The organism is Providencia sp. PROV252 (assembly GCF_033676005.1).
Classification (GTDB): Bacteria; Pseudomonadota; Gammaproteobacteria; order Enterobacterales; family Enterobacteriaceae; genus Providencia; species Providencia vermicola.
Window position 1 is genome coordinate 980,984 of sequence record NZ_CP096294.1, and the last position, 15,011, is coordinate 995,994.

Consider the following 15,011-nt stretch of genomic DNA (forward strand, 5'->3'; position numbering starts at 1 on the left):
TCCATTTATCTATATTTCTTAAAAACAGCCCTGTATTAACTGCATGGCTGTTTTTTTATTTATGATGGTTATTATGTGGATTTATAAATGTGATTTTAGTTCCATTAATGGGAATGAAAATGAAATTGATTCTTATTTGATTGACATGTAGGCCTCTCTCTTTACAATGCGAGTTTGGCTTAATGACTTAATTGGGATCGTTTAAATGAAAAAGTTCATTCCTGCTTTACTTGTTTCTGTATTGTCACTCTCTGCTCCTTTAGCGCTTGGTGCTGAATCTGCTGCTTTCGCTCCAAATGCTGTCACTGCGCAAGGCGTCGAAAAAGTGACAATTAAGCATTTATCGGGTGAAACAGAAGTTATTAAAAAACCTAAAAAAGTGGTTTTATTTGACTTCGGTGTATACGACTCAATGCAAAAACTGGGTTTAGGCGATAACGTGGTGGCTTTACCGACGGCAAATGCGCCTGCTTATGTGAAAGGCAGTATTCCAGCATCAATGGAAAATGCAGGTGGCATGAAACAACCTGATTTGGCTAAAATTGAGCAATTAAAACCTGATTTAATCGTCATCACAGGGCGTCAGGGGAAATCATACGAAGCCTTATCCAAAATTGCACCGACCATTAATTTAGGTTCTGACAGCAAACATTATATTGAATCAGTAAAAGCAAACTTAGCCGTACTTGGTGATTTATACGGTAATCAAAAAGCCGTTGATGAACAGCTCGTTCAGTTAGACAAAACCATTGCAGATGCTCAGAAAAAAGCGGCTGATTCTAAGAAAAAAGTCTTAGTACTGATGCACAATGACGGCAAATTAATCCCAAATAACCAAGCCGTGGTTTATGACGTGGTAAAAGCACAGCGTGCAGAATTGCAGATTGATGAAAATGCGGATAAATCAAAACGCCGTGTTGTCGATACCAAAACCATTGCGCAAGCAAATCCTGATGTCATCTTAATTGTTGACCGCAGTGAAGCTATCGGTGCTGGGAAATTAGAAAAAACGGTCTTTGAAGACAGCAATATCCAAGAAACCAAAGCATACAAAGACGGTAAGATCACTTACCTGCAATCTGATCTGTGGTATTTATCAGGTGGTGGCTTTGTCAGCTTAACAGAACAAGTTAATGCTGTTGTTAACGCGCTTTAATGAATATCTGCCGTTGTCCTAGCGATAGCGGCAATATGAAATACCCTTATTGTTATTTTTGTCGATCTCATTTTTATCTCTAATAAAAAGCCCGCAGAATGTTATCTCTCGCGGGCTTTCATTAGTTCACTGATTTGGGTATTATTCCTCGCCTAAAAATAGCTCCAACAGCGAGTTTAAGAATAACTTTCCATGTTCTGTAATTTGCCATTCATCATCAGTTTCTGTGATGTACCCTTTGGCTAAGGCCTCATTAAGAGCAGGCCTTACAGTTGATTCGGGCAAACCTGTGTATTGGGTAAATTCTTGACGGGGCATGGCCTCAAGTAACCGAAAGCGGTTCATGAAATATTCAAATGGTTTATCTTCGGCTTCTACATCATAAGACTGCTGAAGATACCGACCTTCCATATAACCTCGAGGATGTTTGGTTTTTACCGTACGTAAAATCCGCCCATCCTCAAAGGTAATTTTGCCATGAGCACCACAGCCAATACCGAGATAATCACCAAAGCGCCAGTAATTGAGGTTGTGTTCACACTGATAACCCGATTTTGCGTAGGCAGAGGTTTCATACTGTACATAACCCGCTGCACTGAGTAGCTTGTGACCCTCGGTATAAATGTCCCACAGGGTATCGTCATCAGGCAGCGTTGGTGGCCTTGAACCAAATTGTGTATTGGGCTCGATAGTTAGCTGATACCAAGACAAATGTGGCGGCGCAAGTTCAATCGCTTGTTTTAAATCTGACAAGCCTTCATCGCGCGTTTGTGCGGGTAAGCCATGCATTAAATCGAGATTGAAGCTGCGTAAGTTGAGGTGAGTGGCCAATTTTGCTGCACGTTTCGCCTCATCAGGGCCATGAATACGGCCTAAAGTGATCAGCTTATCGTTACCAAAGCTTTGTACGCCGATTGAAATACGGTTGATTCCCGCAGCCTGGTAGCCTGCAAACCGGTCTGCTTCTACGGTTCCAGGGTTGGCTTCCATGGTGACTTCTGCGTTTGGGTCTAATTGAACTCGTGCGCGAACACCATCCATCAATGCTTGCATGGCTTCAGCCGTCAGCAAACTCGGTGTTCCCCCTCCAATAAAAATCGTTTTAACAGGGCGATCAGCAATTAATTTGGCATCAATATCTAAGTCCGCTAATAAGTGCTCAACATACTCTTTTTGTGGGATCTCTCCTTTTAGAGTATGCGAATTGAAATCACAATAAGGGCACTTTTGCACACACCAAGGAATATGGATATACAAGCTCAGTGGTGGCAACTTATGCATTCTTCAGAGCATCCAGCATCATTGCTAAGGCTTTACCACGATGGGAAACAGCTTGTTTTTCTGCTTTGCTTAACTCTGCAGAGGTACAGCCAAGCTCTGGTACGTAAAAGATAGGATCGTACCCAAAACCGCCTTGGCCTTTGCGTTCGCGGGTAATAATACCGTGCCAACGGCCATGGAATACTAATGGCGTAGGGTCTTCGGCGTGGCGCAAATACACCAGCACACAGTTAAATTGCGCCTGACGTTGGTCGTCAGGCACATTTTTCATTGCATCCAATAGCTTAACGAGGTTTTGCTCGTCAGTTGCTTCCTCACCAGCGTAGCGGGCAGAGTAGATCCCTGGCGCGCCACCAAGGGCATCAACCGAAATTCCTGAGTCGTCAGCAATAGCGGGTAAACCCGTTTGTGCCGACGCGTGTCGAGCTTTCAGGATGGCATTTTCAATAAAGGTTAAACCTGTTTCTTCTGCAGATTCAACACCCAATGAAGTTTGTGCAACGATATCCATACCGAAATCGCGAAGTAAGTCGGCTAATTCATTTACTTTGCCCGGATTCCCGGTCGCTAAAACAACTTTTTGCATCGTTTAAAACTCGTTTTTACATAATACCAATGGAATACATCATTGCGGTCAATGATGGGTCAATCATCAGGGAAATATCCACACGCAAATAATTCAGGGCGATTAAGATAAACATCACAATCATTGCTGAGAAATCTAACCCACCCATTGCTGGGATAATACGGCGAATTGGCGCCATTAGCGGTTCAGTTAATTGGTATAATAAATAATCAACAGGATTACGGCCTTGGCTTACCCAGCTGAGGATGGCGCGGATCAAGATCATCCAGAAGATCAATTTACCTGCATACGTTAGTAATAAAATGATTCCCATTGGGAGAATCGTTACGCCTAAGATAGGCAGTAAGTTAGTTGCCCACATGCCAAAAATAATTGCGGCAATGGCTAAAACAAAAGCAACAACAACAGACGCCGTATCAATTGAACCAATCGCAGGGATCACACGGCGTAGCGGCGCGACAATCGGTTGTGTGGCTTTGACCACAAATTTGGAAAATGGGTTATAGAAATCCGCACGAACGCACTGCATCCAAACGCGGAGCAATAACACAAAAATATACAGCTGGATCAGAGTGGTAACGACAAATACTAAAGTCTGCATGGCAAGTTCCGCGATTAATTAAAAAAGTTTTTCCATTTCTTCTGCTCTGTTGATGGCGCTTTGCATCGCGTTAGCAACAGTTTGCGGAAGGTTTTCGTTGTAAAATTGCTCTAAAGCCATCGCGGTGGTACCGCCTTTAGAGGTGACTTGTTCACGTAAGGTTGAAAAAGCCGTGTCGTGCTGGGATTTCGCCAGTTCAACGGAGCCTTCAATGGCATTCAACACTAATTCACGTGCTTGTTCTGCATCATAACCGAGTTGCTCTGCTTTTTGTTGCATCGCTTCCATAAATAAGAAGAAATAAGCGGGGGAGCTACCTGTAATTGCAATAATATTATTGATTTCTTGCTCTTTCTGGCACCAAATCGTTGAACCGACACTTTGCATTAATTCCTGCGCAAATTGTTTGTCTTGCTCAGTCACTTTGGCTTGCGCAAATAACCCACTTACGCCTTTACCAACCAAGGATGGGGTATTTGGCATGATGCGCACTAAATTCAGTTGATGTGCAAAGTAATCGTTATAGCGCTCTGCTGGGATGCCTGCGGCAATGGTTAACACCAGTTTGTTATCAAAATCAGTGGCATTTTGCAGGGGTTCGCAGACTTCTTTCATCATTTGTGGTTTTACTGCTAATACAATGACATCGGCCTGTTTAACGGCAGCAAGGTTATCATCACTGCTAATAATGCCATATTGTGCGGCAATTTTATCGCGGCGCACGGGGGTTGGAGAACAAACGGTGATCATTGATGCGGGGTAACCATTGCTAACAAGCCCTGCGACGATAGCGTGAGCCATATTTCCAGCGCCGATGAAAGCAATTTTACGGTGTTGCATTCTGTTCTCCTTATTATTGATGATATTGGCGCGCACCAAAAATCGCGGTTCCTATGCGAACAAGGGTTGAACCGCAGTGAATAGCGGCGCGCATATCGTCAGTCATTCCCATCGATAGGGTATCGACTGTTGGGTAAGTAGTTTGTAACTGTTTAAATGCGTTGTCCATTTGACGAAACGCTTCACATTGACGGTCATAGTCTGATTCAGGGGCGGGGATCGTCATCAAACCTCGTAATACAAGGTTTGGCATAGTTGCGACTTCAGCAGCAAGCTTAGCAACCTCACCTAATGTTATGCCCGATTTGCTGTTTTCATCGCTAATATTAATTTGGATGAGTACATTTAGTGGCGTTTTATTGCTAGGGCGCTGGTCATTCAGACGCTGAGCAATTTTAGCTCTGTCAAGCGTGTGGAACCAATCAAAGTGTTCAGCGACTAAACGGCTTTTATTGGATTGTAATGGGCCGATAAAATGCCAAATAAGGTCAGTTCTATTTGCGAAATATTGGATTTTCTCAACGCCTTCTTGGACGTAATTTTCACCAAATTGGCGCTGGCCTGCTTTGATGGCTTCTAAAATGGCCTCACAAGGCTTGGTTTTACTGACAGCCAGCAGCGTAATGTCTTGGGGTGAACGATGACATTCTTCGGCAGCAGTTTGAATACGTGCGGTAACATCAGAGATATTATTTTGAATGGTCATGTATTTATTCATTATGGTTTAATTCAAAACTATTTTATTCACAGAGTGCATGAATAGTGACTGTTGACCATAGTGTAAAGCAATTCGCGTTAGAACGGCACCTTTGCATGAGATTTCCGTGAAAAATAACCTCAAAACTGTGCAAAATTAACTATGTTGCTCAAACCAGCTTTCAAGGATCACCACAGCGGAAGCCGAATCCACTTTTCCTTTGCTTAATGCGCGGTAGCCACCTTGCTCAAATAAGCCTGCTTTTGCTTCAACCGTGGAAAGTCGTTCATCGTGCAATTCGACTTTAACACCAAAACGGCCATGAATACGATTGGCAAAATTACGCGCTTGGCTGGTGACCAGTTGCTCGGTGCCATCCATATTAAGGGGTAGGCCGACAATAACCAACTGAGGAAGCCATTCTTTAAGTAACTTTTCGATTTGTTGCCAATCAGGGCGACCATCACTGGCTTTAAGTGATGTTAATGGGCGTGCTGTACCTGTGATCTCTTGTCCAATAGCAACACCAATACTTTTTGTTCCGAAATCAAAGGCTAATAGCGTTCTTCCTGACATTATGCATGCCCCGCTTGCATGGAAATCGTATGAATATTGACACCAATTAAATTGGCAGCCGCAGCCCAACGTTCGTTAATTGGCGTATCAAAAATGAGTTTAGGGGATGCTTCAACTGTCAACCAGCTATTTTCCATGATTTCTCGCTCTAGTTGACCTGGCTCCCAACTGGAATAACCTAAGGCGACTAAAGAGTTTTCTGGCGAGTGATCGCTACCAAGAGTTTCTAAAATATCTTTCGACGTAGTGACCATCACTTCATCATTAAGATGCAAGCTAGATAAAAAGCCGCTAATTGGTGTATGTAAGATAAAACCATGTTCTTCTGCAACCGGGCCACCAGCAATCACGGGGCGTTGTAGGTTACGTTTATTGACTTTATCGGATACCGTAATTTCAAGCTTTCTTAACATGGTATCAACTGAAAAGTCATCAATGGGTTTATTAATGACTAAACCCATTGCGCCTTTTTCGTTGTGCTCACACACATACACTACAGATTGCTCAAAATAAGGATCTGTGAGGGATGGCATGGCAATAAGAAAATGGTTTTGTAGATTCAAACTTAAACTCCATTCATTTTTATTGAATTCGTTGGCTAAAAAGGCAGAAATCGCCTTTTTAGCCTGTTTTATTGCTTATTTTTTCAAGCGACGTTCAATGGCATCCATCAACATACCTGTGATAGAAATATCAAAAGCCGCTTCGATTTCACGAGCGCAAGTTGGGCTTGTGACGTTAATTTCAGTCAGGCGATCACCTATAATGTCTAACCCAACGAACACTAAGCCTTTTTCTTTCAATGTTGGCGCGACGGCACGCGCAATTGCCCAATCACTTTCTGTTAAAGGACGCGCTTCGCCACGGCCACCTGCGGCCAAATTACCACGGGTTTCACCTTGCGCTGGAATACGCGCTAAACAGTACGGCACTGGCTCACCATCAACCACTAACACACGCTTATCGCCCTCTTTAATGGCAGGTAAAAAGTTTTGAGCCATACAATAGCGGGAGCTATGTTCTGTCAATGTTTCGATGATCACGCCCACGTTAGGGTCATCTTGTTTTAAACGGAAAATCGATGCACCGCCCATGCCATCAAGGGGTTTGAAGATCACATCCCCATGTTTTTGATGGAATTCTCTTAATTTTTGCGGGCTGCGAGTCACTAACGTATCTGGCGTTAATTCAGGGAACCAAGCAGTGAATAATTTTTCATTACAGTCACGCAGGCTTTGCGGTTTATTCACAATCAAGGAACCTGCTTGTTCTGCGCGTTCTAAGATATAGGTTGCGTAAATGAACTCGGTATCGAATGGCGGATCTTTGCGCATCAAAATCGCATCAAGGGAACCGAGGGCGATATCTTGTTCACCATGGAATTCGTACCATTTCGCAGGATTTTCTTCGACGGTGACAATTTTAGTCTGTGCGCGAGCCTCACCTTGGTGCAAATAAAGGTCATTCATTTCCATATAATGGATTTCGTAACCACGACGCTGAGCTTCCAACATCATTGCAAAACTGGTGTCTTTCTTGATTTTGATGGATGAAATAGGATCCATCACTATACCGAGCTTGATCATTTTTTCTCCTTAACCCAGATCACCTAAGCGCACTTGCAGTGCAGTGATAGCGGTTAGCGCAGTCGTTTCTGTTCTAAGTACTCTAGGGCCTAACAGTATATCGGTAAATTGATAATTGGCTGTCATGGCGATTTCATCCGCTGAAAGCCCGCCTTCTGGGCCAATCAACAGTCTTACTTTTTTCAATTGAGTCGGCAGGGTATTGATGCTTTCTGTCGCTCTTGGGTGAAGATTTACCTTGAATGCACCGTCATCCTCCGCACACCAAGTTTCAAGGCTTTGTACGGGGCGAATTTCAGGGATACGGTTTCGGCCACATTGTTCACATGCAGCAATCGCAATTTTTTGCCATTGCTGTAATTTTTTTTCGAGTCGCTCGGGGTCTAAACGCACACCACAACGCTCTGAAATTAAAGGGGTAATGGTATTAACACCCAATTCAACAGATTTTTGGATGGTGAATTCCATTTTTTCCCCGCGTGACATGACTTGGCCTAAATGGAGATCGAGGGGGGACTCTCTATCATCAAGATTGCCACTTTCAATGTAGACCAAAACATGCTTTTTCGAAGCTTCCGTAATTTCAGCACTAAAAGTTTGGTTGCTACCATCAAACAGCTCAAGCTTCTGACCAGGAGCCATACGGAGGACTCTGCCCACATGGTTTGCGGCATCATCACCAAGAGAAATGGTTGTATTGGTTTGTATTGGCTCAGGGTGATAAATGCGTGGAATGCGCATGGTGTTTCCTTAGTACAGACTCGATTAATAAATAGGATAGCTTTGGTGAATATGGGGATTGAATCGCAAAACTCAAGCTTTGCTATCTAGTTTATAACGAAAAAAAACGTATTTATAGTACGTCTGTGCCATCGCCGTTAAATTAGACGCAATTGATAAATAAATAGAAAAAATTTGAGCTCGAATAAACTGATTGTATTGAACGGAATTAAAGTGTTTAGGTTGGTTATTTTTCTGCGTATATTTATTTTTTCTCCATAATGGAATAAGGAGTTAATATGCTCGACTTATGGTGTGCAGTTTTAGAAAAATTTGTTTTTATCTTTAATGAAATAATGAATCTTTTATTTAAATTGAAAACAAAGTGGAGCTGTTTTTATATTAAATTCAGTAACATTATGGTCAATAAGGAAGTTTATTTGATTTTAATGCTTTTAGTGTTATCTGTAATAATGACCTTTAAGCTATTGAAATCTATTCCTGAAAAATATTTTCAATTACCTTCCATTGAGGTTAATTATTTTTCATTGTTTTTTATTTATTCAGTGTTGGGTCTTATCGTTTTTTATTCGTTGAGTTATTGGCTTGTCATCTTATTTTTATTCGTATTTTTAAACTTCACTGTGTTGTTGTTTATTATTGATTATAAAACAGGGTATTTACCGAATATATTAACTTACCCATTCTTAGGGGCTGGGTTGTTGTATCAAATAAGCTCTCCAAACGGTAATGTGATTTCGGCTATCTATGCCATTATCGTGGCTTATTTGGCCATTATGTTTATCACAACACTGGTGGAAAAAATCAAAAAACAGCCGCAAATGGGAAGGGGAGATTTTAAATTGATTGCTGCGTGTGCATCATGGCTTGGTGTACTGAATTTACCGCATTTTTTAGGTCTAGCAGCAGTGCTAGGGCTTTTGCACTACAGTGCGAGTTATTGGCTATTACCTAAGTTCCATGGCGTTGGCGGAAAATCGTATTTGAAAAGTGGAGAAGGTATGAATATGGGGGGCCCGACTATTCCTTTTGGGCCAGCGATTTTGGTTAGTGCGAGTATTTGGCTGTATTTATCACTTATTCAATGATAATAAATGAATAACACAGCCAAATGATTTGCTCGTTTGGTTATTTAGCAGCATTAACCATGGTATCTAAGAATTGTTGCCATTTATCTGGCGCGCCAAGGTAGTTTTGTAGTGGGACTCGTAGCCACTGGCCTTGTTGCTGAATCAGTAATGTAGGGAAGCCAGATGCACCTGATTGCGCTAATAGTGTTTTACTGTTTTGAATGTGGGTCTTAGTTTCACTTAGCTCACTCTGTGCGTAGTCAGTCGTATATTGAGCGACATCCAACCCAATGCTTTGTGCTAAATCTAACAGGACAGCGCTATCATTAATGTGGCGCCCTGCAATATAGTGGGCTTTTTGAATCGCTTTTAGCATTTCTAAGCCTTTACCTTGTTTTGTTGCTGCCAGTATTGCGGTTTGCGGTATTGCTGAGTCCATTACAAAGTTAGGCTCATGTAACATTGTAAGGTAGTCATCACCAAAAACTTGCTCTGTCATTGACGCTATGCGTTTATCTGATTGGATAATGTGTTGGCGGAAATTATCATCTAAATGTAGTCGAGAGCTGCCTGCGAGCATGCCACCACCATGCATTTCGATATGAATATTTGGGTGTTTCGCAGCAACTTCAATTAACGGTGCAGCAGCATAACACCAGCCACAATAAGGGTCATAAATATAGTGTAGGGTAATATTGCTCATAATAATGTCTCGCTGAATTATTTTTAAGATACTCAAGGTGATAGCATAAACTATCCCCCTAGATCATTTTGTTTTTAATGTGTATCCACAAGTTACAAAAAGTACCAAAACAAATGAAATAGGGGGCAATTTATCGGCTTACTGAGGCCACTGCATTTCGCCTTTAATCACTTTGGCGCTGAGCTCTAAGCTCGATTTTTCATCTAAGTTAGGGTATTGCGTTTCTACTTTTTTAATCAGTTCATCCGCGTTTTTGCTTGCTTTTGTCGCAGTTTCAAAGTCATTTAAATATTGCTGAGTAAATGTAACGGTTCCAATATCAAACTTAGAATTGCCGGTAAAATGCCCTGGTACAACGGTTTCGGGTTTTAGTGCTTTAATACTCTCTAAAGCTTGTTTCCAGTTTTGGCGTGAGGTTTCAGTTTGCGTATCTGCAATCCACACATGGAGATTATCGTAAACTAATACGCCACCCACGACTGCTTTTAAAGAGGGTACCCACAGATAAGTTCTGTCTGGTGAGGCACCATCTAGGCCTTTAATCTCTAATTTTTCACCATCAACGGTAAAGCTATTCCCTTTAATGACTTCAGGAACAATAACATGGCTTGGTGCTTCATTTTTTAATTCACCGCCCCAATAGGCAAGTTTGCCATCTTTAGTTGCATTAATGGCGTTGACGGTTTCGGCAGTTGCAACCACTTTGGCTTCAGGGAAAGCTTTTGTCAGCGTCTCTAAACCAAAATAAAAATCAGGGTCTGAATGGCTAATATAAATGGTGGTTAATTTCTTATTCAGCTTTTGGATTTTATCGACTAATTTTTGTGCGTCGTTGTTTTGAAATTGAGCATCAATTAAAACCACTTCAGTTGGGCCGCTAATAATTTCAGATGAAACAGGGAAAACACTGTTATGGCCTGGGTTATACACATCTAATGTTAGCTTTTTAGCCTGTGCCATGTGCATAGTTGTTGCGAATAATGTCGTTGCTGCTAATAAGGTAAGTTTCATTTTTATATCCTAAAATTAAGTGATGCAGGTAAATGTTGTTTGGCTTGGCGTGTATATTAGATTGTAATAATGATGGGAAAAACAGCATAATTAGGCTTTATTTGTTGCATAAATCGGTCGAATTGGTGGGGTATGGATAGATTAAAAGCGGTAGAAGTGTTTATCACCATTGTGGAGAGTGGCAGCCTAAGCGGTGCGGCAGATAAGCTAGATATGTCTCGTGCGATGGTAACTCGCTATTTATCTGAGATGGAACAATGGGCGGGTGTTCGGTTATTAAACCGTACAACAAGGCGGCTTAGTTTAACCTCTGCAGGGGAAGGGGTTTACCAACAATCGTTACAACTAAATGCGATTTCACAAACGGTTCCTGTGCAGCAAGAGCATGATAATCAAGCATTATCAGGGTTGGTACGTATTAGTTGCTCACAATCTATCGCCCAAAGTGCGCTTTCCATGGCAATGACCGAGTTTATGCAACAGTACCCTAATATGGCTATTGATATGCAGATCTCGAATAAATCAGTGAATCTTATTGAGGAAAGAATTGATTTAGCGATCCGTATTACTAATCAGCTAGAGCCAAGTCTGATTGCGAAGCCTCTTTCGACCTGTTATTCCGTGATCTGTGCATCTCCCCGTTTTTTGGAAGGAAAAAAGCACCCTACAAAACCCGAGGATTTAGCATTACTGGATTGTCTAACTTATAACTTTTTTGGGCGTAGTTTATGGGTGTTTGAAAAAGAAGGCGAACAGCACACAGTGTTAGTGGATGGAAGGTTGAGTGCTAATGAATCTGTTTTTATCGCCGAAGCGACCTTAAATGGCGCAGGGGTTTCTATGCAGCCTTATTATTCAGTTGCAAAGTATTTGGATTCAGGCGAATTAATCCAATTATTACCTGATTACACACCAATGCCATTAGGTATTTACGCTGTGTATGCCAGTCGACAAAAAATGCCAACCTCACTACGTGCGGTGATCGATTATCTTGCTAACTGGTTTACTACCTCACCCCATTGGTTATCACTGATGCAGCAAGGCCAGCGCTAAATGTTGTTCAATCTGGTTAAATTGTTTTTTTAAATGTTTGGTAAATATATCAGTGAGTTGTGATGATGGGCGGTGAATAGGTCTAATTAAGCTCACCGTAAAGGGTATTGAAAAGCTTAAAGGACGCAGCGCTAGTTTACCCGAAGATTGCTGGTGAAAATCCAACGCTGTTAGTGGGTTAACAATGGAAATCCCAATACCTTTTAGAGCCATCGCACAAATAGAAGAAGCTGAATGTGTTTCCATCACCATTTTTCGGTCAATTTGCTGCTCCGCAAAGGTTGAGTCAATTAATTGGCGGTAGCTGTCAGTTAAAGACAAACTAATAAAGCGTTGATGCTGAAAATCACTGGGGGTTAAGACCTTTTTTTGAGTGAGAGGATGCCCTGTAGGTAACACACACACTTCATTTAAACTTCCAAGCGTTTGTTGCTCAGTACCTGGCGGCATTTGCAAATGTTCTGTTAAACCAAAATCATAGCGCTGGGCAGAGAGCCATTCTTCGAGCACAGGAGATTCCTGAGGGATTACGGTGATACTGACATCAGGATAGCTTTCCATGAAAGAGTGGCAGACTGACGGTAAAAGGGATTGGGCAAAAGCGGGTAAGCAGGTGACAGAAATTTGGGCATGTTCAAAACGGCGTATTGTTTCTGCTGAGTTTTTGATGCGCTCTAACCCATAGTAAGAGCGTTCAACTTCTTCTAAAAATCGCAGCCCTTGCGCGGTGGGTTGCAAGCGCCCTTTGACGCGATCAAAAAGCTTAAATTGTAGTAAATGCTCAAGGCGTGCCAGTTCACGGCTGATGGTAGGCTGTGAAGTATTCAACAATGCAGCGGCTTCCGTCAAATTCGGTGCGGTCATCACTGCACGAAATATCTCAATATGTCGCCACGAAATGGCCTGCATTTTTCACCTCAAAACCAAAGTTATATCAAATATGAATAGACTTTAGCAAAATGGATATTTTTTTTCCCATCTTTTCTCTGAATAATAGACTTTAATATAATAAAAACTTGCAAACGAGAAACATAATGACTTCATTCGCAACCACTTCAAGCCAGTATTTAACCCCTGAACATTTACGTGCGCTACCTGCACAATACGGTACCCCTGTTTGGGTATATGACAGTGCAGTCATCATTGAGCGTATTAAGCAATTACAAATCTTTGATACGGTGCGCTTTGCTCAAAAAGCTAGTTCAAATATTCATATTTTGCGCCTTATGAGAGAGCAGGGCGTTAAAGTCGATTCAGTTTCTTTAGGGGAAATCGAACGTGCGCTGGTGGCGGGCTTCAAGCCAGGTCGTGAAAAGTCAGAAATCGTGTTTACTGCGGACGTGCTTGATAGAGCAACACTGGCTAAAGTGACGGAGCTGGATATCCCTGTGAATGCAGGGTCAATTGATATGCTTGAACAAATTGGCGAACAAAAACAAGGCCACCCTGTGTGGTTGCGTATTAACCCGGGTTTTGGTCATGGTCATAGCCAAAAAACCAATACGGGCGGTGAAAATAGCAAGCACGGTATTTGGCATGAAGATTTGCCTTTAGCCTTAGAAAAAATTCGTCATTATAATTTGTCGTTAATCGGTATTCATATGCACATTGGCTCAGGCGTTGATTATCAACATCTTGCAGATGTATGTGATTCGATGGTGGCGCTGGTGACAACTGCTGGCGTGGATCTTCATGCTATTTCAGCGGGTGGTGGGTTATCGACACCTTACCGTGAAGGCGATGAATTAATCGATGTGCAGCATTATTATAGTTTATGGGATAACGCGCGCCAACGCATAGCGCAGCATCTAGGACACGCGATTGAACTTGAAATCGAACCAGGTCGCTATTTAGTGGCTGAATCGGGCGTTTTGCTGGCGGAAGTGCGTGCTGTTAAAGATATGGGAAGCCGTCATTATGTCTTAGTCGACAGTGGTTTTAATGATTTAATGCGCCCAGCGATGTATGGCAGTTATCATCATATTTCTGTTTTACCTGCAGACGGAAGTGCTGCGGATGAGTCACAACTAAAAGACACCATTATTGCCGGCCCTTTATGTGAATCTGGGGATGTGTTTACTCAGCTTGAAGGTGGGCTTGTGGTGACTCGCGCATTACCTGAGGTCAACGTGGGGGATTATTTGGTTTTCCACGACACAGGAGCCTACGGCGCATCTATGTCTTCAAACTATAATAGCCGACCATTATTACCAGAGGTGATGTTTGTTGAGGGGAAACCGCAATTAATTCGCCGTCGTCAAACGATTGAAGAACTATTGGCATTAGAGCTGTAGTTTAAATCATTCTTCAAAAAAATTAATGGGTCCAGCTATTGAATAAATAGCTGGATTTTTTTGTTTTTAATTAAGGTTAAAATTACTCTTTTAGGTTATTTACAATATTTTCCCATCTGTAAAAATAAATTGATTATTTCTAATGGTTTATTTTATTTAAAGTGAATAATATGAAATTGATATTTTTTATACTTAGCCTCGTCTTTTTAGAGTGTAAAGCTCAAGATTTGAAAAGAGGTGTCATTATGCCATCATATAGGATGCTGTCATTTAATTATGATAGCAAATATTTAATATATGAACCGTCTATTAATGATGAGTATCCACCACCAAGAAATGAAAAAGATTTTTTCTTGTTAGTTGAAAAGGCAGCATCAGGAGATTCCAATAGTAATTTATTATTGTTTAAATTATTTCTTAAAGATTCTAATTGTAAGTATTTTGATTTTAAACCTGCCATGCCTAATTTTATTTGTAAAAAAGCCGTTAATTACTTAATTGAATCGGTTAATAGAAATCCTGATAATAATATAGCGTTATTTGAAATGAGTAAACTTTATTATAAAGGGGTTGTATTAGATGAAAATATAAATAAAGCAAATTTAATTCTAGATAAGATAATAGAAAAAGGAGGACGAGATTCTGTATTAGTCTGTGATTATTTAGTTGAAATTACTCTTTTTGATGATGAAAGAAACATAAAAGATATTGATAAAGCACGATATTATGCAAATCTTGGCTCGAAAAATGGTAGCGATAAATGTAATAAATATCTCAATGATATAGATAACTACATGAAAAACAAATGAAGATAAT

At 41.2% G+C, this 15,011-nt stretch carries 17 protein-coding genes; 5 read left to right on the forward strand and 12 right to left on the reverse strand.

All coding sequences use genetic code 11. The features are described from left to right. Positions 1 to 205: 205 nt before the first annotated feature. Positions 206 to 1,156, forward strand: coding sequence for a siderophore ABC transporter substrate-binding protein (locus M1F05_RS04215; protein ID WP_206084727.1), 951 nt, complete (start codon positions 206 to 208; stop codon positions 1,154 to 1,156). Between the two features lie 141 nt (positions 1,157 to 1,297). Here the strand turns inward: M1F05_RS04215 and hemW are convergent, their stop codons facing one another. From hemW to rsmE, 9 genes are all read right to left on the reverse strand, one after another. Beyond that, a complete protein-coding gene (gene hemW, locus M1F05_RS04220) occupies positions 1,298 to 2,437 on the reverse strand; it encodes a radical SAM family heme chaperone HemW (protein ID WP_206084728.1) in 1,140 nt (379 codons plus the stop codon). Then, positions 2,430 to 3,023: an RdgB/HAM1 family non-canonical purine NTP pyrophosphatase gene (rdgB, locus tag M1F05_RS04225; protein ID WP_206084729.1), complete on the reverse strand. Its 594-nt coding sequence runs from the start codon at positions 3,021 to 3,023 to the stop codon at positions 2,430 to 2,432. The genes hemW and rdgB overlap by 8 nt, the downstream gene beginning before the upstream one ends. Before the next feature lie 16 nt (positions 3,024 to 3,039). After that, complete coding sequence (locus M1F05_RS04230; protein ID WP_206084730.1) at positions 3,040 to 3,624, reverse strand: YggT family protein; 585 nt, start codon at positions 3,622 to 3,624, stop codon at positions 3,040 to 3,042. Positions 3,625 to 3,642: 18 nt separating this feature from the next. Continuing rightward, on the reverse strand, positions 3,643 to 4,464 hold the full coding sequence (proC, locus tag M1F05_RS04235; protein ID WP_206084731.1) for a pyrroline-5-carboxylate reductase: 822 nt from the start codon (positions 4,462 to 4,464) through the stop codon (positions 3,643 to 3,645). 13 nt (positions 4,465 to 4,477) lie between these two features. Then, positions 4,478 to 5,170 (reverse strand): YggS family pyridoxal phosphate-dependent enzyme, encoded by a 693-nt coding sequence (locus M1F05_RS04240; RefSeq protein WP_272516354.1) that lies wholly within the window; start codon positions 5,168 to 5,170, stop codon positions 4,478 to 4,480. Between the two features lie 147 nt (positions 5,171 to 5,317). Next, positions 5,318 to 5,737 carry a Holliday junction resolvase RuvX gene (gene ruvX, locus M1F05_RS04245; RefSeq protein ID WP_206084733.1) on the reverse strand — a complete coding sequence of 140 codons (420 nt, stop codon included), beginning with the start codon at positions 5,735 to 5,737 and terminating at the stop codon, positions 5,318 to 5,320. Continuing rightward, positions 5,737 to 6,300, reverse strand: a complete 564-nt coding sequence (locus tag M1F05_RS04250; RefSeq protein ID WP_206084734.1) for a YqgE/AlgH family protein — start codon at positions 6,298 to 6,300, stop codon at positions 5,737 to 5,739. Before M1F05_RS04250 ends, ruvX begins: the two co-directional genes overlap by 1 nt. A gap of 75 nt (positions 6,301 to 6,375) precedes the next feature. Next, positions 6,376 to 7,323: a glutathione synthase gene (gshB, locus tag M1F05_RS04255; RefSeq protein WP_206084735.1), complete on the reverse strand. Its 948-nt coding sequence runs from the start codon at positions 7,321 to 7,323 to the stop codon at positions 6,376 to 6,378. A gap of 9 nt (positions 7,324 to 7,332) precedes the next feature. After that, positions 7,333 to 8,064: a 16S rRNA (uracil(1498)-N(3))-methyltransferase gene (rsmE, locus tag M1F05_RS04260; RefSeq protein WP_206084736.1), complete on the reverse strand. Its 732-nt coding sequence runs from the start codon at positions 8,062 to 8,064 to the stop codon at positions 7,333 to 7,335. 428 nt (positions 8,065 to 8,492) lie between these two features. On the opposite strand from rsmE, the gene M1F05_RS04265 reads away from it, so the two are divergent. Next, complete coding sequence (locus tag M1F05_RS04265) at positions 8,493 to 9,152, forward strand: prepilin peptidase (protein ID WP_241016856.1); 660 nt, start codon at positions 8,493 to 8,495, stop codon at positions 9,150 to 9,152. A 40-nt stretch (positions 9,153 to 9,192) separates the two neighbouring features. Here the strand turns inward: M1F05_RS04265 and M1F05_RS04270 are convergent, their stop codons facing one another. Continuing rightward, positions 9,193 to 9,837, reverse strand: a complete 645-nt coding sequence (locus M1F05_RS04270) for a DsbA family protein (protein WP_206084737.1) — start codon at positions 9,835 to 9,837, stop codon at positions 9,193 to 9,195. 138 nt (positions 9,838 to 9,975) lie between these two features. Continuing rightward, positions 9,976 to 10,848 carry an MBL fold metallo-hydrolase gene (locus tag M1F05_RS04275; RefSeq protein ID WP_206084738.1) on the reverse strand — a complete coding sequence of 291 codons (873 nt, stop codon included), beginning with the start codon at positions 10,846 to 10,848 and terminating at the stop codon, positions 9,976 to 9,978. Between the two features lie 132 nt (positions 10,849 to 10,980). Here M1F05_RS04275 and M1F05_RS04280 point away from each other — a divergent pair, with 132 nt between their 5' ends. Then, the gene (locus M1F05_RS04280) at positions 10,981 to 11,901 is read left to right on the forward strand and encodes a LysR family transcriptional regulator (protein WP_206084739.1); all 921 of its coding nucleotides are present in this window, start codon (positions 10,981 to 10,983) and stop codon (positions 11,899 to 11,901) included. Here M1F05_RS04280 and M1F05_RS04285 read toward each other — a convergent pair. Then, positions 11,875 to 12,810: a LysR family transcriptional regulator gene (locus tag M1F05_RS04285; protein ID WP_206084740.1), complete on the reverse strand. Its 936-nt coding sequence runs from the start codon at positions 12,808 to 12,810 to the stop codon at positions 11,875 to 11,877. The two genes, M1F05_RS04280 and M1F05_RS04285, sit on opposite strands and share 27 nt — an antisense overlap. A 125-nt stretch (positions 12,811 to 12,935) precedes the next feature. Between M1F05_RS04285 and lysA the strand changes: the two genes are divergently transcribed. Then, positions 12,936 to 14,195, forward strand: coding sequence for a diaminopimelate decarboxylase (gene lysA / locus M1F05_RS04290; RefSeq protein ID WP_206084741.1), 1,260 nt, complete (start codon positions 12,936 to 12,938; stop codon positions 14,193 to 14,195). A gap of 245 nt (positions 14,196 to 14,440) precedes the next feature. Beyond that, entirely contained in the window at positions 14,441 to 15,004 is a 564-nt protein-coding gene (locus M1F05_RS04295; protein ID WP_206084742.1) for a sel1 repeat family protein, read from the forward strand. The last annotated feature ends 7 nt before the right edge of the window (positions 15,005 to 15,011 follow it).